Origin of the sequence: Thiohalocapsa halophila (genome assembly GCF_016583825.1) — a bacterium.
In the GTDB taxonomy this organism is placed as follows: Bacteria; Pseudomonadota; Gammaproteobacteria; order Chromatiales; family Chromatiaceae; genus Thiohalocapsa; species Thiohalocapsa halophila.
Window position 1 is genome coordinate 1 of sequence record NZ_NRRV01000083.1, and the last position, 19,255, is coordinate 19,255.

Here is a 19,255-nt window from a genome sequence, read left to right on the forward strand (position 1 = left end):
GTGCGCGGTGCGTAGTGCGGGGGTGCGCGGTGCGGGTACGGAGTACGGAGTACGGGGTGCGCGGTGCGGATACGTAGTGCGGGGTACGTAGTGCGCGGTGCGGGAAGTGCGTGGTGTGGGGTGCGTAGTACGGGGTGCGCGGTGCGTAGTACGGAGTGCTCGGTGCGTAGTACGGAGTGCGCGGTGCGGGGGCGCGGCTCGGTCGGCTTCCGGTGTGATCGCAGGGGTGTTTTCTTTCGCATCTTTACATGAGCCGGATCGAGATTCGATATGCAACAGCCAACGACCATGCGCGGCGTCCTGCTCACCGGTCACGGCGGGCTCGACAAGCTCGAGTATCGGGAGGACTTGCCGGTGCCGGCGGTGGGCCCCGGCGACGTGCTGATCCGCGTCGGTGCCGCCGGCGTCAACAACACCGATATCAACACCCGCATCGGCTGGTATTCCAAGCGCCACGAGCCTGGCGAGGAGGGCGTCGCCGAAGACGCCGGCTGGGGCGGCAAGGCGCTGGATCTCCCGCGTATTCAGGGTATCGACGTCTGCGGGCGGATTGTCGGGGTCGGCGACGGTGTGGATGCCACACGGGTCGGTGAGCGGGCCATCGTCGAGCCCTGTCTGCGCGAGGCGGGCGGGCAGCCGCTGGACCCGCCCTGGTACTTGGGCTCCGAGTGCGATGGCGGTTTCGCAGAATATCTGGCGGTGGCTGCCCGGCATGCGCATCGCGTCGACAGCCCATTGACGGACGTGGAGCTGGCGTCCTTTCCGTGCTCCTATTCCACCGCTGAGAACCTGCTGCACCGCGCCGGGCTGGCCGCCGGCGAGCGGGTGCTGATCACCGGCGCCTCCGGCGGCGTCGGCTCCGCGGCCGTCCAGCTCGCCGGGCTGCGCGGTGCGGAAGTGATTGCCGTCACCAGCCCGGCCAAGGCGGATGCGCTGCGGGCGCTGGGCGCGGTGCGCACCTTGTCCCGCGACGACGAGCCAGCGGCGGCGCTGGGTGCTGGCAGCGTGGATGTGGTGGTGGATCTGGTGGCGGGTGAGGCCTTCCCGCCGCTGCTGGAGGTGCTGCGGCCCGGCGGGCGCTATGCCACCTCCGGTGCCATCGCCGGCCCGCGGGTCACGCTGGACCTGCGCACGCTGTACCTGAAGGACCTGACCCTGCTCGGCTGCACGGCGCTGGATGCCGAAGTCTTCCCGGCGCTGGTGGGCTATATTGCGCAGGGACGGCTTAAGCCCCTGGTGGCCGCCACCTTCCGGTTGGCGGACATCGCCGCGGCGCAGACGGCGTTCCTGGAGAAGCGCCACGTGGGTAAGCTGGTGCTCAGGGTTGCAGCGGAGGGTTGATCCGGGCTTCGTTCGTCGCGCCAAGCAGCAGGAGTGTTGATCGCGACGGCGCCTAACGCCGTCGCGCCGGCCCTGATGCTCCAGCACCGCGATGATCAGGCGTTGTGGGAGCGGCCTCCCGGCCGCGATGACTTCCAGGGCGTCGGCTGTTCGTGTCGCGGCGGGGATGCCGCTCCCACACGCAGGTTCGGCGCACTCCGCCAAGGCCGGCCGGTGCGCTGCACCTGCGACTCCCTCATACCGCCACCGGCCGCCCGGGGTCGCGGATCCACTCGCTCCAGGAGCCCGCGTAGAGCCGGGAGCCTGAAAGCCCCGCCAGCTCCATCGCGAACAGGTTGTGGCAGGCGTTGACGCCGGAGCCGCAGCTGTGGGCCACTCGTGCCGGCGGGGTGTCGCCGAGCGCGCCGGCGAAGCGCGCGCGCAGGGCCTCCGGCGGCAGAAAGTAGCCGTCGGCATCGAGGTTGCCGGTGAAAGGGAGGTTGATGGCGCCCGGGATGTGGCCGGCCACCGGGTCGATGGGCTCCTGCTCGCCGCGGAAGCGCTCGGGGGCGCGGGCGTCGATGACCTGCACTGCTGTGCTCGGCAGTGCCGCCGCCAGGGCGTTCGTGGTGATCCAACGGGTCTCGTTCGGCTGCTCGCAGAAGGAGGTCGGAGTCGGCTCGGGTACCTCGGTGGTGAGGGCGCCGCCTGTGGCCTGCCAAGCCTGGAATCCGCCGTCCAGCAGCGCGACGCGGGTGTGCCCGAGCCAGTGCAGCAGCCACCACAGCCGCACGGCGAAGGCGCCGCCCATGTCGTCATAGACGACGACCTCGGTGCCGGTGCCGACACCGCAGGCGCCGAGCCAGTGTGCGAGGCGTGCCGGCTCCGGCAGCGGATGGCGGCCGGTGGTGGCCGTGACCCGGCCGGAGAGGTCGGCGTCCAGGTGCGCATAGAGGGCCCCGGGTAAGTGGCCGGCGGCATAGGCGCGGGCGCCGGCCGTTTGGTCGGCCAGCGAGAAACGGCAGTCGAAAAGCGCAAGCCGGGGGTCGCCGAGCCGCGCCCGCAACGCTTGGGCGGAGACCAGAAGCGATGGCAATGGATTGTTCGTCGTCATCTGCGTGTCTCCCGGGTCCAGCCCTCGTCACCCCAGCCGCGTCCAGCCTAGCCCAGTCCAGCGGCGCCGGCGGCGATTGCTTGATGATGACGCAGGGCCCGAGCCCTGCGCCTGGCCAGGGCTGTATGGACGCCGCAGCCGCAGGTGCCCAACCGGTTGGATCTCATGCCTGTCGACGCACGAGCGTGGGGGTTGCGCGACAAAAGCGGCCACAGATCCGCCGGACCTGCCCGTGAAGTGCGATTTATAGGCTACACTGTCGAGCATAAACGACAGCATGGTCTCACGCGGCTCCGGTCGCCGGCAGCTTGCAGTTCGTAAGCCGCTTGGAGCCTCGACACAAAGCAGCGGTAGCGAGCAGCAGCTTGCGGGCAGGGTTGCATTGGCTCATCACGGATGAGAGAAGGCTCGGTTTGTGGCGTTAAAGGTACAATGGCAGGATGAGCACATCATGTCCGCAAGGGTGACCGACGCTCACAGATATTGGGGTTCGACGCGGTGCAGCCTGCGGCTAGCGCAGCGGGGGCGGCGCTAACCGCGGGCATGCACCGCTGACGGGCTTGGGCCGCGCACTCCTCGGCGCCGAATCGATCGGCCGGCGCCGGGGGGTGTGCGGCCCAACTTTTTGAGGCTGACCGATCACCAGCGCTCTTCGGCATCCGAGCCCAGGCTTCATAGGAAGTCGGCCAGCTTCATGCCATGCCCGCTGTCGCGGTGGGCCGCCTGGGCCAAGAACAGCTCGGCGGCCGAGAGCGCGTCGCTCAGGGCGTTGTGGGCGCCATGGCGCGGTAGGTTGTAGCGCTCGCACAGGGCGTGCAGGCGCAGGTCCGACCCCTTGAAGGGAATATGGCGGCGCTCCAACAGCCGGCGTGCGACCACCTGGGTATCGACGGCGCGCACCAGGAGTCTCTGCCCCCAAAGGCGCTTGCAGGCGGAGCCGAGAAAGCCGATCTCGATCCGCGCGTGGTGCGCGATGAGGATCCTGCCCGAGAGCGCCCACAGCAGCTCCGGCAGCACGCCGGCGAGCTCCAGCCCGCCGGCGGCCTCGTCGTCGGTGATCTGGTGAATCACGGCACTTTCTGCGGGAATTTCGCCCTCCACCTTCACCAAGCGGTGCCGGGCCGTAGCGAGCCGGATGCGATTACCCGTCAGCACCACCCAGCCGATGCTCAGGATCTGATCCTCTTGCGGATTGAGCCCGGTGGTCTCCAGGTCCACGGCGACGTACTCCACGTCGCGATAGTCGCGGCTGGCTCGCGGGAAGGGCCAGGCGAAATACTCCCGCAGCGGGCACTCGTCCAGGCGCCTGAAGCGTGCGCGCCGGCGCTGCTCCAGCAGAAAGCCGCTCATGTGCGCCCGGGCCGGTGGCGGGGTCGGTGGATGCGCTCGCCGGACCCGGCGGTGGGCTGACGGCCGGCGGGCGACACCGCAAGAAGACCTCAGGCGAAGCGTCCGGCCTGGTAGCGCTGCCCCAAGGAGTCCTGCATGGTATTGATAAGCGCAAAGGCGTCCTTGAGATGGCCGCGCTCCAGCGGCGAGAGCTCCTCCGGCGACAGGAAGTTGTCCGCCATCTCGCCACGCTTGAGCTGCTCGGCTTGATGGCGCATGCGCAGGGTGCCGATGAATTCGTGGGCGTCCACCAGGTTGGCGGCGCCGTCGCTGCTCAGCGCGCGGGACGCGCCGGCTGCTTTCAGGCGCTCGATGGTGTTGATCTCGTCGAGGCCGGCGGAGAGGGCATAGACGCGGGCAAGGTCGACCACGGGCACGATGCCGCGGTGCTTGATGTCGAAGGTTTGGTCGTGCTCGCCGCCGCGGATCAGCACGAACTTGCGGAAGAAGCCGAGCGGGGGGCGGTGCTTGAGCGCATTGGCGGCCATGTAGGCGATATAGATGCTCTCCTTTTTCGACATGGTATGGATGCGCTCGGCGAGCTCGCCGAAGAGCCCTTCCGGGTCGTGGATGGGGCGCAGGTCGAAGAAGACACTCGAGAGCATGAGCGCCATGGGCTCCGGGCGCTTGATCCAGGTGTTGAAGTACTTGGTCCAGATCTTCAGCGGTTGGCGCCACTTGTCATTGCTGGCCATGACCTCGCCGGGACAGTAGATGTAGCCGCAGGCATCCAGGCCATCGTTGACCCGTCGGGCCAGCGTCTTGAAGTACGCATCGTCCTCCGGCTTCAGGTGGTCGGCGATGAGCAGGGCATTGTCCTGGTCGGAGTAGGAAGACTGCTCCCGCCGCGCCTGGGAGCCGCCGGCCATCCAGCAGTAGGGTACCGGCGGCGCCCCGAGCTCCGCCTCGGCGAGCTCCAGCAGGCGGATGGTGATGGCGTCGGTCACCGCGGTAATGGCCTGGCCGATCTGGCTCGCGGTGGCGCCGGAGTGCACCAGCTGGATCTGGAGCTCCGTGAGGCGCCCGCTGATGCTCGCGAGCGTTTCCACAGAATCCGCTTTGTGGATGTCGCCCACCAGGTAGACGGCATTGGCGCTCTGCACCCGCACCAGGTCCGACGTCGACACGACACCGCGCACGCCGTGCTCGTCGAGCACGGGCAGGTGGTGGACGTTGAGCCGCGACATGGTAATGAGCGCCTCGAAGCCGAGGGTGTCGGCGCGCACCGTATGCAGACGCTCGGTCATGATGCCGCTCACCGGCTCCTGCGGCGACACCCCGGCGGCGATGCAGCGGTTGCGCAGGTCGCGGTCGGTAACCATGCCGAGCAGGCGATCGTCATTGGTGAGCACCAGCGAGGACACGCGGGCCTCGCTCATGATGCGGGCGGCCTGCTCGATACTGATGTCCGGTCCGCCCTGCACCAAGGGCCGGTTCAGCAGGTCGCCCATCCGCACCGTCATCAGCGCGGTGCCGGCGGCGTCGTCCTTCATGGTGTCCAAAGCCCGACGCAGCCGGTCGGACACGGACGTATCAAAGTGTTGCGCGAACTCGGCATGGGCCTCACGCAGCCGGTCCAGCTCTTCGCAGGGCAGCAGATAGGCGAGGGTGTCCTCGGCGGTCTGTCCGGACAGGCCGGCCATATTGGGTGCACCCTTGCCGCAGGGCGACGGGCAGAGATCGCCCTCGGCGAGCTTGCCAATCAGGTTGCCGTCGTCGTCGCGGAGCTCGACGGCGCCGCGGCGCAGGATATAGACGCAGGGCGTGTCGTCATCGTCCGGCGGGAAGGCCGTACCGCGGCGCAAATAGCGCACCGAGAGCCGCTGGGGCAGGGCGTCTAGAGCAGCATCCGGGAGGCGGTCGAAGGGCGCATTGCTCGCCAGGAATTCGCGGATTTCGATGAGCTCGACGTCCATTGCTGCCTCGTCGTTGCGGAGCCGGCACGTACCGCCGCCGGGACCGGCGCACCATAACGCAATCCCCGCCGCGGGGCACGCTTCCGAGGGTGCGTCGATACCGTCGGCGCCGCCTGCACCGGCATGCGTCCCGGCCACCTTGGCAACGCGGAGCCGGGCGTAGGATCGGCAGACCCCTTCCAAAAAAAAGCCCCGCGTGCGCGGGGCTTCAAGGTCAGTGGATTGTCGTCAGTGCCGGGGTCAGTGACCGGTGGTCTCGCCGGCGCCGCGCGGCACGCGCACGTCCTCCACCAGGTGCTGGATGTGGTCCGGCGGTGGTGCGGTGACGGCGGCGACGATGAAGGCGACGACGAAGTTCACCAGCGCACCGACGGCGCCGAAGGCGTTCGGCGAGATGCCGAAGAACCAGTCCTCCCCCATGCCCAGCTCTGGCATCAGGAAGTCGGTGCCGGGGACAAAGAAGATGCCCTTGTGCTGGAACACGTACAGCAGGGTCACCGTGATGCCGGAGAGCATGCCCGCGATGGCGCCGGCATTGTTCATCTTCTTCATGAAGATGCCCATCATCAGCGCCGGGAAGATACTCGACGCCGCCAGGCCGAAGGCGATGGCCACCGTGCCCGCCGCGAAGCCCGGTGGATTGAGCCCGAGGTAGCCGGCGAGAATGATGGCGAAGATCATCGAGATACGCCCGGCCCTGAGCTCGTTCTTCTCCGAGATCCCCGGCAGGAAGACCCCTTTCAGCAGGTCATGCGAAATGGCGGAGCTGATGGCCAGGAGCAGTCCGGCCGCGGTCGACAGTGCGGCTGCCAAACCACCTGCAACCACCAGGGCGATGACCCAGTTGGGCAAGCCGGCGATCTCCGGGTTGGCGAGCACCATGATGTCGCGGTCGACCGTGACCATTTCATTGCCTTCCCAGCCGAAGGACTGCGCCTTCTCGGCGAATTCCGGATTGGTGTCGTCGTAGTACTGGATGCGGCCGTCCTCGTTCTTGTCCTCCCACTGCAGGAGGCCGGTGGTCTCCCACTTCTTGAACCACTCCGGGCGCTCCTCGTAGAGCAGGTTACCGTCCTCGGCGCCCACCGGTCCGATCTGGATGGTGTCGATGAGGTTCAGTCGCGCCATGGCGCCGACCGCCGGGGCCGTGGTGTAGAGCAGCGCGATGAACACCAGGGCCCAGCCGGCGGAGTAGCGGGCATCCTTGACCTTCGGCACCGTGAAGAAGCGGATGATGACGTGGGGCAGGCCGGCGGTGCCGATCATCAACGACAGCGTGTAGACGAACATGTTCAAGGTACTGCCCATCACCGCGGTTGTATATTCCCTGAACCCGAGGTCCGTTACCACCTGATCCAGCTTACCGAGCAGCGTCATCGTGCCATCCCCGGGAGCGTAGTTGCCGCCGAGGCCGATCTGGGGCAGTGGAATGCCGGTGAGGGCCAGCGAAATGAAGATGGCCGGGATGGTGTAGGCCATGATCAGCACCACGTACTGGGCGATCTGGGTATAGGTGATGCCCTTCATGCCGCCGAGCACGGCATAGATGGCAACGATGCCCATACCGATGTATAGGCCCATCTCGTAGCTCGTCTCCAAGAAGCGCGAGAAGGCGACGCCGATGCCCTTCATCTGGCCGATGACATAGGTGATGGAGGCCAGGATCAGGCAGATGACGGCGACGATGCGCGCGGTCTGCGAGTAGTAGCGGTCGCCGATGAACTCCGGCACCGTGAACTTGCCGAACTTGCGCAGGTACGGCGCCAGTAGCAGCGCCAGCAGCACATAGCCGCCGGTCCAGCCCATCAGGAACACCGAGGCGCCGTAGCCCTCGAAGGCGATGAGACCGGCCATGGAGATGAAGGAGGCGGCGGACATCCAGTCCGCGGCGGTGGCCATGCCGTTGGCCACGGGGTGCACGCCCTTGCCGGCGACATAGAATTCGCCGGTGGTGCCGGCGCGGGCCCAGATGGCGATGCCGATGTAGAGGGCGAAGGTGAAGCCGACGACCGAATAGGTCCAGATGTCGAGGTTGGTCATGTGTCAGGCTCCCCTCACTCGTCCACGTCGAACTTCTTGTCTAGCCGGTTCATGGCCCCGGCATAGACGAAGATGAGCACTAGGAACGCGTAGATCGATCCCTGTTGCGCGAACCAGAAGCCCAGCGGATAACCACCCAGGTGGATGGTGTTGAGCGGCTCGACCAGGAGGATGCCCAGGCCGTACGAGACGATGAACCAAATGAAGAGCAGAATGACCAAGAGCCGGACATTCGCCTTCCAATAGGCGGCGCGTTTTTCGGGTGTCACCTTTGTTGTCCCTCCCTCTGAGACAGGAATCGGTTGGGTGTATGTGGACGGTCGACGGGGCGGCCGTCGGCGGCGACCCGACGCGAAATATCACTGCGCGCGGGCTGGCCGGCGCGACCCCTCAGCGTTGTTGTCATAGTCCATGACCACGCACACTGCGGGGTCATGGCTGCCGGCGCATTGTGTTGCCGCCACTCATGAAGTGTCAACGAGAAACCGCGGTAAGCCCGAGCGGCTGAAGCAATAATCATGATTGTTTTAGTGGGATATCGCGGCGGTTAAGACCCGGGCAGCCGAGCCAGCGCAGCACAGGCGCTCGGTCGGGCGTAGGCGCCGGGACCAGGCGCGGGACCAGGCGCCGGGAGTGGTCTGCGGGGGTAGCGTTGAGTCCGGTTGGCGGCTCGACCGGCGCGCCCGGCGGCGTTTGCGCGCAGCGGCGTCACGCCAGCGGCGTGCCCGGGCGCAGATCCCGGCGGGTGCTGCGCTTGCGCCGGTCACGGGATTTGCCTAACTTGGGCGGCTTAGCGTTTCACCCGGGCCCGCGGGCCCGCGCCCGTGCGACTCGCAAGCGAGAGGCCTCATGCAATACATCAGCACCCGTGGCGGCGTCGCCCCCGTGGGCTTCGCCGAAGCCTTGATGATGGGGCTCGGCACCGACGGCGGCCTGTTGGTCCCGGCCGAGCTGCCGCAGGTCGATGCCGCGACGCTGCGGGCGTGGTCGCAGCTGCCGTTCCAGGCGCTGGCGCTGGAGGTGATGACCCCCTTCATCGGCGACGAGATCCCGCGCGACGACCTCGCGCGGCTGATCGAGGCGTCCTATGCCGGCTTCTCGGACCCGGCGGTGACGCCGCTGCGGGAAGCCGCCGGGCGCACCTACCTGGAGCTCTTCCACGGGCCGACGGCGGCCTTCAAGGACGTGGCACTGCAGCTGCTGGGCAACCTGTTCGAGTATTTGCTGGAGCGCGACGGGGGGCAGCTCAACATCCTCGGCGCCACCTCGGGCGATACGGGCTCCGCGGCCATCTATGGCGTGCGCGGCAAGCCGCGCATCAACATTTTCATTCTGCACCCCAAAGGACGCGTCTCGCCGGTGCAAGAGCGCCAGATGACCACGGTGCTGGATGCCAATGTCCACAACATCGCCGTATGCGGGACCTTCGACGACTGCCAGCACCTGGTGAAGACCCTGTTCCGGGATCTGGGCTTCAAGGCCCGGCACAGCCTGGGCGCCGTGAACTCCATCAATTGGCTGCGGATTCTGGCGCAGACGGTCTACTACTTCTATGCTTGGGGGCGCAGCACCGGCGGCGACCCGGCGCGCCGGGTCAGCTTCGCGGTGCCCACCGGCAATTTCGGCGATGTTTTCGCGGGCTATCTCGCCCGGCGCATGGGGCTGCCTGTGGAACGCCTGGTCATCGCCACCAACCGTAACGATATCCTAACGCGCTTCGTCGCCGACGGCGTCTACGCCAAGGGCGAGGTGTTCCATACCCTGAGCCCGGCCATGGACATCCAGGTGGCATCGAATTTCGAGCGTTACCTGTACTATCTGCTGGATCGAGATCCTGCGGCCGTGTGCGCGAAGCTGGCGGATTTGGAGCAAACCGGCGCGCTCACCATCGAGCCCGAGCGCCTGGCGCAGGTGCGGGCCGACTTCACCGCCGCCGCCGTCAGCGACGCCGAGACGCTGGCGCAGATCCGTGCGACCTTCGAGGCCAGCGGTTACATCCTCTGCCCGCATACGGCCGTGGGCGCCGCTGCCTCGCAGGACGCGCCGGAGACCATCGTGCTGGCCACGGCGCATCCGGCGAAATTCAACGAGGCCGTGCGCGAAGCCATCGGCCGTGAGGCGCCGCCGCCGCCGGCCTTGACTGGACTGATGGACAAGCCGGTGCGCTGCACCGAGCTGGACGCGAGCGACGCCGCGCTGCGCGCGCACATCGACGCCGCGCTGCCCGCCGCTTGAGCTTGTGCGTCAGTGCACGCCGACGGCGCCGGCAACCGGCCTAGGCGCCCCAGCGCAGGCCCGGCGACCGCTGCCGCTGCCCGCGTGGCTGGCGCAAGGAGAGAGACCCCCAAGCGGCCGGGTAGCCGGCCGGACATCGAGACCATGAGCACCGAGCAGATCCTGATCCTCGACACCACGCTGCGCGACGGCGAGCAGACCCAGGGCGTCGCCTTCTCGCCGGACGAGAAGGCGCAGATCGCGCAGGTACTCTTGGAGCAATTACGCTTGGACCGCATCGAGGTCGCCTCGGCGCGCGTCTCCCGGGGCGAGCAGGCGGCGGTGGCGCGCATCGTCGACTGGGCTCGGGGCAAGGGTCTGGACGGCCGGGTGGAGGCGCTCGGCTTCGTCGACGACGGCAAGAGCATCGACTGGATCCAGGCTGCCGGCGGCAGCGTCATGAACCTGCTGGCCAAGGGCAGCCGCAAGCACTGCGAAACCCAGCTGCGCAAGACTCTGGACAGTCACGCCGAAGACATCCGCCGCAACGTGGCGCTGGCGCGCGAGCGCGGCCTCGCGGTCAACCTGTACTTGGAGGACTGGTCCAACGGCTACGCCGATGATCCTGGCTATGTCTATGCTCTGCTGGAGCGCCTCTGCGACAGCGGCGTCGGCCATTTCATGCTGCCGGACACCCTGGGCGTGATGACACCGGAGCGCGTCTTCACCGCGGTCATGGACATGAGCCGCCGCTTCCCCGACTGCCGCTTCGATTTCCACCCGCACAACGACTACGGGCTCGCCACGGCCAATGTGGTCGCCGCGGCGCAGGCGGGTGCCGCCTGTGTGCATTGCACCGTCAACTGCCTGGGCGAGCGCGCCGGCAACGCGTCGCTGGCGGAGGTGGTGGTGAACCTGCGCGATCAGCTCGGCATGGACCTCGGTCTCGATGAGCAGCACCTCGCGCGCGCCAGCGAGCTGGTGCAATATTTCTCCGGCAAGCGCATCGCCGACAACGCACCCATCGTCGGTGAAGACGTCTTCACCCAGACCGCCGGCATCCATGCCGACGGCGACCACAAGGGCGGGCTCTATGCAACCCGGCTGTCACCCGAGCGCTTCGGCCGCCGGCGGGTGTATGCCCTCGGCAAGCTTGCCGGCAAGGCCTCCTTGGCCAAGAACCTCGAGCGCCTCGGTGTGCAGCTCTCCGACGAGCAGCAGCGCAAGGTCTTGGCGCGCATCGTCGAGCTCGGCGACTCCAAAAAGCGCATCACCTTCGAGGATCTGCCCTTCATCATCGCCGAGGTGCTGGACTCCAGCGACTACAACCACGCGGAGCTCCTCGCCTGCAATGTCTCCTCCAGCTTGGGCCTGCAATCCACCGCCAGCATCAAGCTGCGCCTGCACGAGACCGTGCATACCGCCGCCGGCAGCGGTAACGGCGGCTTCGACGCCTTCAACAAGGCCCTCGCCGAGATCACTCAGCGCGCCGACCTCAGCCTGCCGCGGCTGGTGGACTACGAAGTGCGCATTCCCAAGGGCGGGCGCACCGACGCACTGACCGAGTGCACCATCACCTGGGCCCATCGTGGTGGCGGCTCTGCGGCACCGCCGGCGCCCGGCCCGGCGACCGCGCCCGGCAGCGAGGCGCCCGGGTATCCGCAAGGTCGTGACGCCAGCGGCGCCGCGGCGGGATCGACAGCCAAGCGCCAGAGCGAGTTCAAGACCCGCGGCGTGCATGCGAACCAGGTGTTCGCATCCATCAACGCCACCATGCGGATGCTGAACCTGGTGGTGCACTGGTCCCTCAACGAGGCCGACGGGGCCGCCGGAGCGGGCCACGAGCCCGCAGGCGCTGCGCAGCACGTCGCCTGATCGGTGCCAAATCAATCCAAGAGCCCTGGGGCGCAGGCTGTCGGGAGCATCGCCGCTCTGTGCGAGCCATCGCCAGGCAGTCTGACCCGCAGACCACCCACGCCGCGCTGCTAGCGCTTGCTACCAGACACCGAGCCGAAGCCATGTCCCGCACCGCCAAAGTCCCCTCCCTGCTCGCCATCTCCATGGCCTGGTCGGCGATGATCGCCGTCATCATGACCGCCGTTACCTTCCTGCATCAGACACCCGGGGAGGTGGCCGCTGCCAGCGGCGACGGCCTGCAATGGGGACAGGTCGCCTTTCTGTTTGTCCTCTGGTTTCTCGCCGCGGAGCTGACGTTGGTGGTCGGCGGTGCCCTGTACCTGGGCGTGGCGCTGTTGCTCGGGCGCCGCTCGGGCGGGGGCTGATCGCCGGCGCGCGAACTCAATCCCCGCGCCAGAAGCCCTCGAGCAGCTGACAGGTGGCCTCAGGGTGCTCCCATTGCGGCAGGCCCATGTGCGGCGCCAGGGTTTCGTAGCGCCAGTTCGGTCGGGCAGCTACGAAGTCCGGCAGACGCTCAAAGGTGACATAGGGATCTCGGTCGGCGATGACGAGCACCGGCACCTCCGTCAGCTTGGCGTAGATTGCCGTCAGGGCATCCTGGGTGAAGAGCTGGGTGGAGAGGAAATACAGCGGCGCATGGCGCGCCCCCGGCTGGTGGGCGGTGGCATAGGCGTAGTCCACCAGCTCCTGCGGCGCGGTGTCCATGAAGGACTTGTTCAGGTAATAGCGGATGCTGGGCTTGGACGCCACCAAGTCGAAGAGCCGCTGCCGCCACAGCGCGACCGTGAGGGCCCGATGGACCATGCGCCCCGCGCCGGGGCCCGGCATCGAGCGGGCACTGAAGCCCGTCGGCGAGACCAGCACCAGCGAGGCCACGGCCCCGGGCGCCGCGAGCATGGCGCGGGCGGCGAATTCCGCACTCAGCGACAGTGCCAGCACGTCCGCCGCTGTGCCGATGACCTGCTCCAGCAGGGTGGCGATGGCATCCGCGTAAAGGGCCGGTGAATAGACACGGTCACTGCGCTCGGACTGGCCGAACCCGGGCAGCTCGATGCTATAGACGGGGCGCTCGCCGCGGAAGCGCTCGAACAGCGGCTTGACCTCGAAGCTGCTGGGTGCCGCGTTGATGCTGTGCACCAGCAACAGCGGTCGGCCGTCGCCGTCCTCGTCGGCATAGTAGGCAATGCGCCCGGCTCGCCGGCTGTGCAGCTCCGCGAGCGGGGCAGTGAGTGCCGGCGGCAAGGGCGCGGTGACACTGCCGGTCCGGGATCGGGTTCGCTGTTGTTTCATGCTGCTATCTCCCTTGGCCTGTGCGCGCTGGCCGTGGCCCTGGTTGCAATCGCCCGGCCCTTGCGTGGATTATGCGTCGGCTCGGCGTTGCGGCTTGCGATGCCGTCCACAAATCGCGCGCGCAGCGCGCGGGTGCTGACCAACGGGCGCGGACCCCGCCGCGTCCTGCCATGGGAGTAAATCGGTGAATCCGGAAAAGGTCGTTTTCGGCTTCTTCATCCTGCTGGCCCTGACCCTCAACGTCGGCTTTGTCTATGGCGAGATCGACGAGCCGGGTCATCACCATGTCTGGGAATTCGCCGCGGTGTTCCTGGTCAACGCCATTGCCACCGTGTTGAAGCTGGGTGACCGTACACAGATGGGGGCTGTCCTCCTGGCGACAAGCTTGGTGGCCATGCTGCAGCTCATCGCCGGCGCGCTGGTCTGGACCATCGCCGTGCATGGCACGGCGGCGGGCTTCACGCCCAATGCGCTGGCGAGCGTGGTGTCCCTGGCGGTGGGTGCGGTGGTGGCTAATACCGTCTCCGTGGTGCTGCTGATTGTCGAGACGGTGGTGCTGCGTCGCTGACCGTGACCCGGGGCGACTTGGCCTTCATCCGATCCAGCTGTCCGTAGGCCATGGACAACATCGTCTTCCTGATCTTCCGGCGCATGCGGGCCCCGCTGCTCGCGCTGTTGGTGACCTATGCCGTGACCATGGCGGGGCTGGTCGTCATCCCCGGCGAGGACGCGGCAGGCAATCCCGTGCACCTCGGCTTTTTCGAGGCCCTCTACTTCATCAGCTATACGGCGACGACCATCGGTTACGGCGAGATCCCGCACGCGTTCACCGGGGCGCAGCGCATCTGGGTGACCTTTTGCATCTACGCGACGGTCATCGTCTGGCTTTATTCGATCGGCTCCCTGATCGCGCTGTTGCAGGACAAGACCCTGCAGCGTGCCATGCAGGAGCGGCGCTTCGGGAGCCGGGTGCGCAACATCCCGGACCCCTTCTACCTGATCTGCGGCTATGGCCAGACCGGCAGCGGCCTGGTTCGGGCCTTGACGGACCGCGGCCAGCGCGCCGTGGTGCTAGACAGCAACGCAGAGCGTGTGAGCCTACTGAAGCTGGAGAGCCTGCGCGAGTACGTCCCGGCGCTGTGCGCCGACGTGCGTCACCCGGACAGTCTGCTGCTGGCGGGGTTGCGGCGGCCGAACTGCCGGGGCGTGCTGGCGCTCACGTCGGACAACGACGTCAATCTGCGAATCGCCTTGGCCGCGAAGCTGCTGCACCCGGGTGCGACAGTCATCTGTCGGGCGGATTCGCACCCGGTCGAGGCCAATATGGCGTCGTTCGGCACCGATCATATCTACGACCCCTTCGATACCTTTGCGCTGTATTTCGCCACGGCGCTCCAGGCGCCGTGTCTGACCCTCTTGTCGGACTGGCTCGGCGAGCTGCGCGGCAGCGCCCTGCAGGAGGCGGCCCATCCGCCGCCCTACGGACTCTGGGTGATCTGCGGCTACGGGCGGTTCGGCAAAGCGCTCTACAACCATCTGAAGCAACAGGACATCGAGCTGGTGGTGATCGAGGCGCATCCGGAGCGCACGGGCAAGCCCGACTGCACCTTGGTGCACGGGCCGGGCACGGAGGCCGATACCCTGGAGCAGGCGGAGATCCATCGCGCGGTCGGGGTCATCGCGGGCACGGACAACGACGCCAACAATCTCAGCATCGTCATGACCGCGAAGGCCCTGAATCCGGGGCTCTTCACTGTGCTGCGGGAGAATCAGCTGATGAACCGGGAGCTGTTCGATGCCGTGGACGCAGACATCATCATGCACCCGAGCCTGATCGTTGCGCACCGCATCCGCATGCTGCTGGGGACGCCGCTGTTGACGGAGTTCGTGCACGATGCCCGCTTCGAGAGCGACGCTTGGGCCTGCGAGCTCATCGATCGCATCGCCGCGCTGGTGCACGACAGAGTGCCCGACGTTTGGCAGGTGCGCATCGACGCCGAGGACGCCTATGCGCTGATGCGGCTGCGCCACGACGAGCCGCTGCCGAAGATCGAGGACCTACTGCGCGACCCGCGCGACCGTGGCTGTAAGCTTCCGGCCATCGTGCTGATGCGCAGCCGCGAGGACGGCCGCACCCTGTTGCCGGATTCGAGCGATCGCCTGCGCAAGGGCGACGAGCTATTGTTCTGTGGCCGTAGTGGTGCGCGCTCCAGCATGTTGTGGACCCTGCAGAACGTTCACGCACTCACCTATGTGCTGCACGGCGCGAGTCCACCGCGCGGCATTGTTTGGGAGTGGCTGCTGCGTCTGCGGCGCCGGCGGCGCGAGGCCCGCGACGGCAGTGCCACGTCGTCGGAGCAGCCAAGTCGTGAGGCCCCGGTGGATGGTGATGACGGCGCTTGAGCCGGCGACCCCGGGCGACCATCCACGGCCCTGAGCGACTACGGCCTCGTCACGTCGCGCAACGGGTGTTTGAATCCCCCTCGCCGCTGTCATATGGTCGGCTCTTGATGCGGTGGCTCGGCCCGCCCGGCGCAGCCGCCGCCCTAAAACCCGGAGGTCGCCATGAATGCTTTGCTGGACCGACTCGCCGAGGACCACCGCCGCCTCGCGCACCTGATGGTGATGCTCGAGGGCATGCTGGACCGTTTCCACGACGGCTCGGAGCCCGACTACGAGCTCATGTGCGAGCTTCTGGAATACATGATCGACTATGCCGATCAGGTCCACCACCCCAGCGAGGACTTGATTTTCGAGCGCCTGCTGGCGCGGCCGGGGCAGGGCCATGATGTCCTGCGGCGGCTGATGCTCCAGCACGAGTCCCTGGGCCAGCTCAATCGCCGCTTCAAGGAATCCCTGGAGGGCATCGTCCACGAGGAGGTCCTGCCCCGAGACGAGGTGGAGCAGCAGGGGCGCGAGCTGCTGGCGACGCTGCGCGAGCACATGCGCCTCGAAGACGAGGAGGCCTTCCCCATCGCCCGGGAGGTGCTCAGCGGTGCGGACTGGGCGGAGCTTCAGGCCCAGGCGCCGACCGCCGATGATCCGGTCTTCGGCAAGGCCGACCCCGAGCGCTTCCGCGCCCTCTACGGGCAGCTGCAGGCCGAGATGCGCCAGTGACGCCGGCGGCGGGGTAGGCCGCTGCGGCCAAGCTCGCCCGCCCGACATGAGCGAGCCGCTTGCCCGGATTCGCTCGGCCGGCACATTGTCTGCGCCGAGTCCGCCCCGACCTTACTCAGCAACGCAGCGGCGCTGTCACCAGCGCGTCGACCGCCGCCGGTCCACGCCGTCCCCACACACCCCCTGACGACACGGTAGGCAGGGAAACCTGACGTCCGCCATATCATGCGATACAAGAACGTACCCGGATTCGAGCACGGTACCCCGGAGAGTCTCGGCGTGCTCATGCTGAACCTCGGCACGCCCGATGCCCCGACACCGACGGCCGTGCGCCGCTACCTGGGGGAGTTTCTAAACGACCCGCGGGTCGTCGAGCTGCCGCGGCCCATCTGGTGGCTGGTGCTGCACGGCGTCATCCTGCGGGTGCGCCCGAGCCGCTCCGCGCGCGCCTACCAATCCGTCTGGACCGAGCGCGGCTCTCCGCTGCTCGACGTCGCCCAGCGCCAAGCCAACGGCTTGCGCGCGCTGCTGGATGCGCGCTTCGGGAGCGGGGTGCGGGTGGAGCTCGGCATGCGCTACGGACGCCCGTCGGTGTCGGAGGCGCTGGAGCGGCTCAAGCAGGCCAATGTGCGCCGCCTGCTGGTGCTGCCGCTCTATCCGCAGTATTCGGCCACCACCACGGCCTCGGTGTTCGATGCCGTGACCGACGAGCTCAGTACCTGGCGCTGGCTGCCGGAGCTCAGGTTCATCAATCAATACCACGATGATCCCAACTACATCGACGCGGTGGCCCACAGCATCCGCGCCTATTGGGACGAGCACGGCGAGCCTGAGCGGCTGTTGTTCTCCTTCCATGGCATCCCGAAGAAGTATTTCATGGCGGGTGATCCTTATCACTGCCACTGCCACAAGACGGCACGGATGGTGGTGGAGCAGCTGGACCTGCCGGAAGACCGCTGGCTGGTGTCCTTCCAGTCCCGCGTCGGCCGGGATGAATGGCTACAGCCCTATACGGACGAGACCCTCAAGCTCTGGGGCGCCGATGGCGTCAAGCAGGTGCACGTGATCGCGCCGGGCTTCTCCGCGGATTGCCTGGAGACGCTGGAGGAGATCGACGTGGAGAATCGCGAGTATTTCCTTGGGGCCGGCGGCGAGGACTATCACTACATCCCCTGTCTCAATGACGATCCCCGCCATCTGGAAATGATGTTGGGCCTGGTGGAGCGCCACGCCTGCGGCTGGCCGGAGATGACCGGCGTCGCCGAGGACTGGTGATGCCCGGCCGTGCGCGGGCCGCAACCGCCGGCGGGCGATTGCAACCCGCGGTCGGCGTCCGCACCTGCCTGCTCATCGAGCCACCGAACACCAACGCGGGCGCCGGCCGCCGAGCCGGTGCCGCTGCATGAGAGCCATGGACAAGAATCCCCTCCCCACCGAGCTGAAGCTGAGCCAGTCCGCGCGTGTACTGGAGATCGCCTTCGACGATGGCGCCCACTTCCGTCTGCCCTGCGAGTATCTGCGGGTGTACTCGCCGTCGGCGGAGGTGCGCGGCCATACCCCCGACCAGGCCAAGCTCCAGGTGGGCAAAGAGTACGTCAACATCCGCGACCTGCAGCAAGTCGGCAGCTATGCCGTCAAGATCGTGTTCGACGACGGCCACAAGTCCGGACTCTACGATTGGCAGTATCTGTACAAGCTCGGTCGGGGATGGCAGCCCCTGTGGCAGGACTATCTGACCCGCCTCGCGGAGGTCGGCCGCAAACGCTCGATTGAAGACCCCTTCGAGGCCATGCAGGCACGCGGCGAGCAGCCGGCGGTCCTGCCCGCGGAGCCCGCGACCTGACAGATGCCGGGCGGCGGCCGCCGCCGTGGCCCATTCTTGCCCCCGTTCCGGCCCTGGTTCCGGCTCCGGTTCCGGCCCAAACTCAGTTGATCCCAAAACGGGCATTCGACAACCGAAGACTGTGCCGCATTAGGGACCAGCCCCGCCCCCAGTGGTGCTGCACTCCACAGTGATGCTGCGCTCGATGCCGCCGAGCGCGAAGTGCCAGACGTGCTCGATCAATTGGTCGAGGCGCTCCGGCACCGGCGGCCGATCCGGGTGCAGCCGGCTGATAATGGGGCCCGCATGATGGTAGTAGAGGACCTGCCCCACGACGCTTGCCGCGCAGTCGATGGTGTGCGGATCATCCGGGCTGCGCCCCATGAGCTCGCCGACGATGCTGTAGAGCTCCCGGGCATCGGGCTCCAGGTGCTCGGTGACGATGCGGTCCAATACCTCGCTCGGGCTCGCCATCTCCGTCAGATAGATGGTACTGAGCTGCACTTGGCGCTCGGTGTTGCCGGCGCAGCAAAAGATCTCTTCAAAGAGCGCGCGGATGTAGACCCGCAAGCGCTCGGCCGGGGGCGCATCGGGCGGTAGGAAATCCGTGCGACGCCGTCGCAGTGTCTCGAACAGGGTGCCGTAGATGGCTTCGTAGAGACGTCGCTTGTCGCCGAAGTGATAATGCACGGCGGCGATGTTGGCACCGGCGCGGCTGCAGATCTCGCGGATGGTGGCGGCCTCGTAACCGCGCTCGGCGAAGACCTCCAGCGCCGCGTCGAGCAGCCGCTCGCGCGTGCCGCCGGCAGCCGATTCTGCCGCCTTTTGTGCCAAGGCCGTACTCCCGGTGCGCTTGTGGAGCCCGTCAGTTTAACCCAAGGCGCCGCCGACTCGCGGCGGCACGCCCGCCGGCGGGCGCTGGTGCCGGTCGCTCGGGCCGAGCGCGCCGCCACGGTGCCCGCCGCTGCCATGCGCGTGGGCCCCGCTGCCCGCCTGGTGTAGAATCAACGAGATGTCGGCCCGCCGCTGCGGCCTCGCCAGCGGCCGCGGCAGATCATGCACACGAGCAGCGGTCACGAGCCTTGAGCACCAACAACCAAACCCCCGCCGCCCCCA

General features: G+C 67.5%; 16 protein-coding genes. 9 read left to right on the top strand and 7 right to left on the bottom strand.

Annotated features, from left to right (window positions below):
- Positions 1–270 precede the first annotated feature (270 nt).
- Positions 271–1,341 (top strand): alcohol dehydrogenase family protein, encoded by a 1,071-nt coding sequence (locus tag CKO31_RS22455; RefSeq protein WP_200241830.1) that lies wholly within the window; start codon positions 271–273, stop codon positions 1,339–1,341.
- A 235-nt stretch (positions 1,342–1,576) separates the two neighbouring features.
- Here CKO31_RS22455 and CKO31_RS22460 read toward each other — a convergent pair whose 3' ends face one another.
- The 5 genes from CKO31_RS22460 to CKO31_RS22480 all read right to left on the bottom strand — a co-directional run bounded on the left by CKO31_RS22460 (position 1,577) and on the right by CKO31_RS22480 (position 8,048).
- Positions 1,577–2,434, bottom strand: coding sequence for a sulfurtransferase (locus CKO31_RS22460; protein ID WP_200241832.1), 858 nt, complete (start codon positions 2,432–2,434; stop codon positions 1,577–1,579).
- Positions 2,435–3,106: 672 nt separating this feature from the next.
- Complete coding sequence (locus tag CKO31_RS22465) at positions 3,107–3,784, bottom strand: exonuclease domain-containing protein (RefSeq protein ID WP_200241835.1); 678 nt, start codon at positions 3,782–3,784, stop codon at positions 3,107–3,109.
- Positions 3,785–3,873: 89 nt separating this feature from the next.
- The gene (locus CKO31_RS22470) at positions 3,874–5,739 is read right to left on the bottom strand and encodes a putative nucleotidyltransferase substrate binding domain-containing protein (RefSeq protein ID WP_200241837.1); all 1,866 of its coding nucleotides are present in this window, start codon (positions 5,737–5,739) and stop codon (positions 3,874–3,876) included.
- A 240-nt stretch (positions 5,740–5,979) separates the two neighbouring features.
- On the bottom strand, positions 5,980–7,779 hold the full coding sequence (locus tag CKO31_RS22475; protein WP_200241839.1) for a sodium:solute symporter family protein: 1,800 nt from the start codon (positions 7,777–7,779) through the stop codon (positions 5,980–5,982).
- Positions 7,780–7,793: 14 nt separating this feature from the next.
- Complete coding sequence (locus tag CKO31_RS22480) at positions 7,794–8,048, bottom strand: DUF4212 domain-containing protein (protein ID WP_200241841.1); 255 nt, start codon at positions 8,046–8,048, stop codon at positions 7,794–7,796.
- 580 nt (positions 8,049–8,628) lie between these two features.
- Between CKO31_RS22480 and thrC the strand changes: the two genes are divergently transcribed.
- From thrC to CKO31_RS22495, 3 genes are all read left to right on the top strand, one after another.
- Positions 8,629–10,014: a threonine synthase gene (gene thrC / locus CKO31_RS22485; protein WP_200241843.1), complete on the top strand. Its 1,386-nt coding sequence runs from the start codon at positions 8,629–8,631 to the stop codon at positions 10,012–10,014.
- A gap of 144 nt (positions 10,015–10,158) precedes the next feature.
- Positions 10,159–11,868: a hydroxymethylglutaryl-CoA lyase-like TIM-barrel protein gene (locus CKO31_RS22490; RefSeq protein WP_242475594.1), complete on the top strand. Its 1,710-nt coding sequence runs from the start codon at positions 10,159–10,161 to the stop codon at positions 11,866–11,868.
- Between the two features lie 143 nt (positions 11,869–12,011).
- Positions 12,012–12,275 carry a hypothetical protein gene (locus CKO31_RS22495; RefSeq protein WP_200241844.1) on the top strand — a complete coding sequence of 88 codons (264 nt, stop codon included), beginning with the start codon at positions 12,012–12,014 and terminating at the stop codon, positions 12,273–12,275.
- Between the two features lie 16 nt (positions 12,276–12,291).
- Here CKO31_RS22495 and CKO31_RS22500 read toward each other — a convergent pair whose 3' ends face one another.
- The gene (locus CKO31_RS22500) at positions 12,292–13,200 is read right to left on the bottom strand and encodes an alpha/beta fold hydrolase (protein WP_200241846.1); all 909 of its coding nucleotides are present in this window, start codon (positions 13,198–13,200) and stop codon (positions 12,292–12,294) included.
- A 184-nt stretch (positions 13,201–13,384) separates the two neighbouring features.
- Here CKO31_RS22500 and CKO31_RS22505 point away from each other — a divergent pair, with 184 nt between their 5' ends.
- The 5 genes from CKO31_RS22505 to CKO31_RS22525 all read left to right on the top strand — a co-directional run bounded on the left by CKO31_RS22505 (position 13,385) and on the right by CKO31_RS22525 (position 18,160).
- Positions 13,385–13,768 carry a DUF6394 family protein gene (locus CKO31_RS22505; protein ID WP_200241847.1) on the top strand — a complete coding sequence of 128 codons (384 nt, stop codon included), beginning with the start codon at positions 13,385–13,387 and terminating at the stop codon, positions 13,766–13,768.
- A gap of 50 nt (positions 13,769–13,818) precedes the next feature.
- On the top strand, positions 13,819–15,603 hold the full coding sequence (locus tag CKO31_RS22510) for a potassium channel family protein (protein WP_200241850.1): 1,785 nt from the start codon (positions 13,819–13,821) through the stop codon (positions 15,601–15,603).
- A 162-nt stretch (positions 15,604–15,765) separates the two neighbouring features.
- A complete protein-coding gene (locus CKO31_RS22515; RefSeq protein WP_200241861.1) occupies positions 15,766–16,317 on the top strand; it encodes a hemerythrin domain-containing protein in 552 nt (183 codons plus the stop codon).
- A 225-nt stretch (positions 16,318–16,542) separates the two neighbouring features.
- Positions 16,543–17,592 (top strand): ferrochelatase, encoded by a 1,050-nt coding sequence (hemH, locus tag CKO31_RS22520; RefSeq protein WP_200241864.1) that lies wholly within the window; start codon positions 16,543–16,545, stop codon positions 17,590–17,592.
- Between the two features lie 136 nt (positions 17,593–17,728).
- The gene (locus CKO31_RS22525) at positions 17,729–18,160 is read left to right on the top strand and encodes a gamma-butyrobetaine hydroxylase family protein (RefSeq protein WP_200241867.1); all 432 of its coding nucleotides are present in this window, start codon (positions 17,729–17,731) and stop codon (positions 18,158–18,160) included.
- Positions 18,161–18,289: 129 nt separating this feature from the next.
- Here CKO31_RS22525 and CKO31_RS22530 read toward each other — a convergent pair whose 3' ends face one another.
- The gene (locus tag CKO31_RS22530) at positions 18,290–18,973 is read right to left on the bottom strand and encodes a TetR/AcrR family transcriptional regulator (protein ID WP_200241869.1); all 684 of its coding nucleotides are present in this window, start codon (positions 18,971–18,973) and stop codon (positions 18,290–18,292) included.
- Between the last annotated feature and the right edge of the window lie 282 nt (positions 18,974–19,255).

Excerpts from the sequence above, each read along its gene's own strand:
- CKO31_RS22455 (WP_200241830.1), top strand. The coding sequence starts at position 271 with ATGCAACAGCCAACGACCATGCGCGGCGTCCTGCTCACCGGTCACGGC.
- CKO31_RS22460 (WP_200241832.1), bottom strand. The coding sequence starts at position 2,434 with ATGACGACGAACAATCCATTGCCATCGCTTCTGGTCTCCGCCCAAGCG.
- CKO31_RS22465 (WP_200241835.1), bottom strand. The coding sequence starts at position 3,784 with ATGAGCGGCTTTCTGCTGGAGCAGCGCCGGCGCGCACGCTTCAGGCGC.
- CKO31_RS22470 (WP_200241837.1), bottom strand. The coding sequence starts at position 5,739 with ATGGACGTCGAGCTCATCGAAATCCGCGAATTCCTGGCGAGCAATGCG.
- CKO31_RS22475 (WP_200241839.1), bottom strand. The coding sequence starts at position 7,779 with ATGACCAACCTCGACATCTGGACCTATTCGGTCGTCGGCTTCACCTTC.
- thrC (WP_200241843.1), top strand. The coding sequence starts at position 8,629 with ATGCAATACATCAGCACCCGTGGCGGCGTCGCCCCCGTGGGCTTCGCC.
- CKO31_RS22490 (WP_242475594.1), top strand. The coding sequence starts at position 10,159 with ATGAGCACCGAGCAGATCCTGATCCTCGACACCACGCTGCGCGACGGC.
- CKO31_RS22495 (WP_200241844.1), top strand. The coding sequence starts at position 12,012 with ATGTCCCGCACCGCCAAAGTCCCCTCCCTGCTCGCCATCTCCATGGCC.
- CKO31_RS22500 (WP_200241846.1), bottom strand. The coding sequence starts at position 13,200 with ATGAAACAACAGCGAACCCGATCCCGGACCGGCAGTGTCACCGCGCCC.
- CKO31_RS22510 (WP_200241850.1), top strand. The coding sequence starts at position 13,819 with ATGGACAACATCGTCTTCCTGATCTTCCGGCGCATGCGGGCCCCGCTG.
- CKO31_RS22515 (WP_200241861.1), top strand. The coding sequence starts at position 15,766 with ATGAATGCTTTGCTGGACCGACTCGCCGAGGACCACCGCCGCCTCGCG.
- hemH (WP_200241864.1), top strand. The coding sequence starts at position 16,543 with ATGCGATACAAGAACGTACCCGGATTCGAGCACGGTACCCCGGAGAGT.
- CKO31_RS22525 (WP_200241867.1), top strand. The coding sequence starts at position 17,729 with ATGGACAAGAATCCCCTCCCCACCGAGCTGAAGCTGAGCCAGTCCGCG.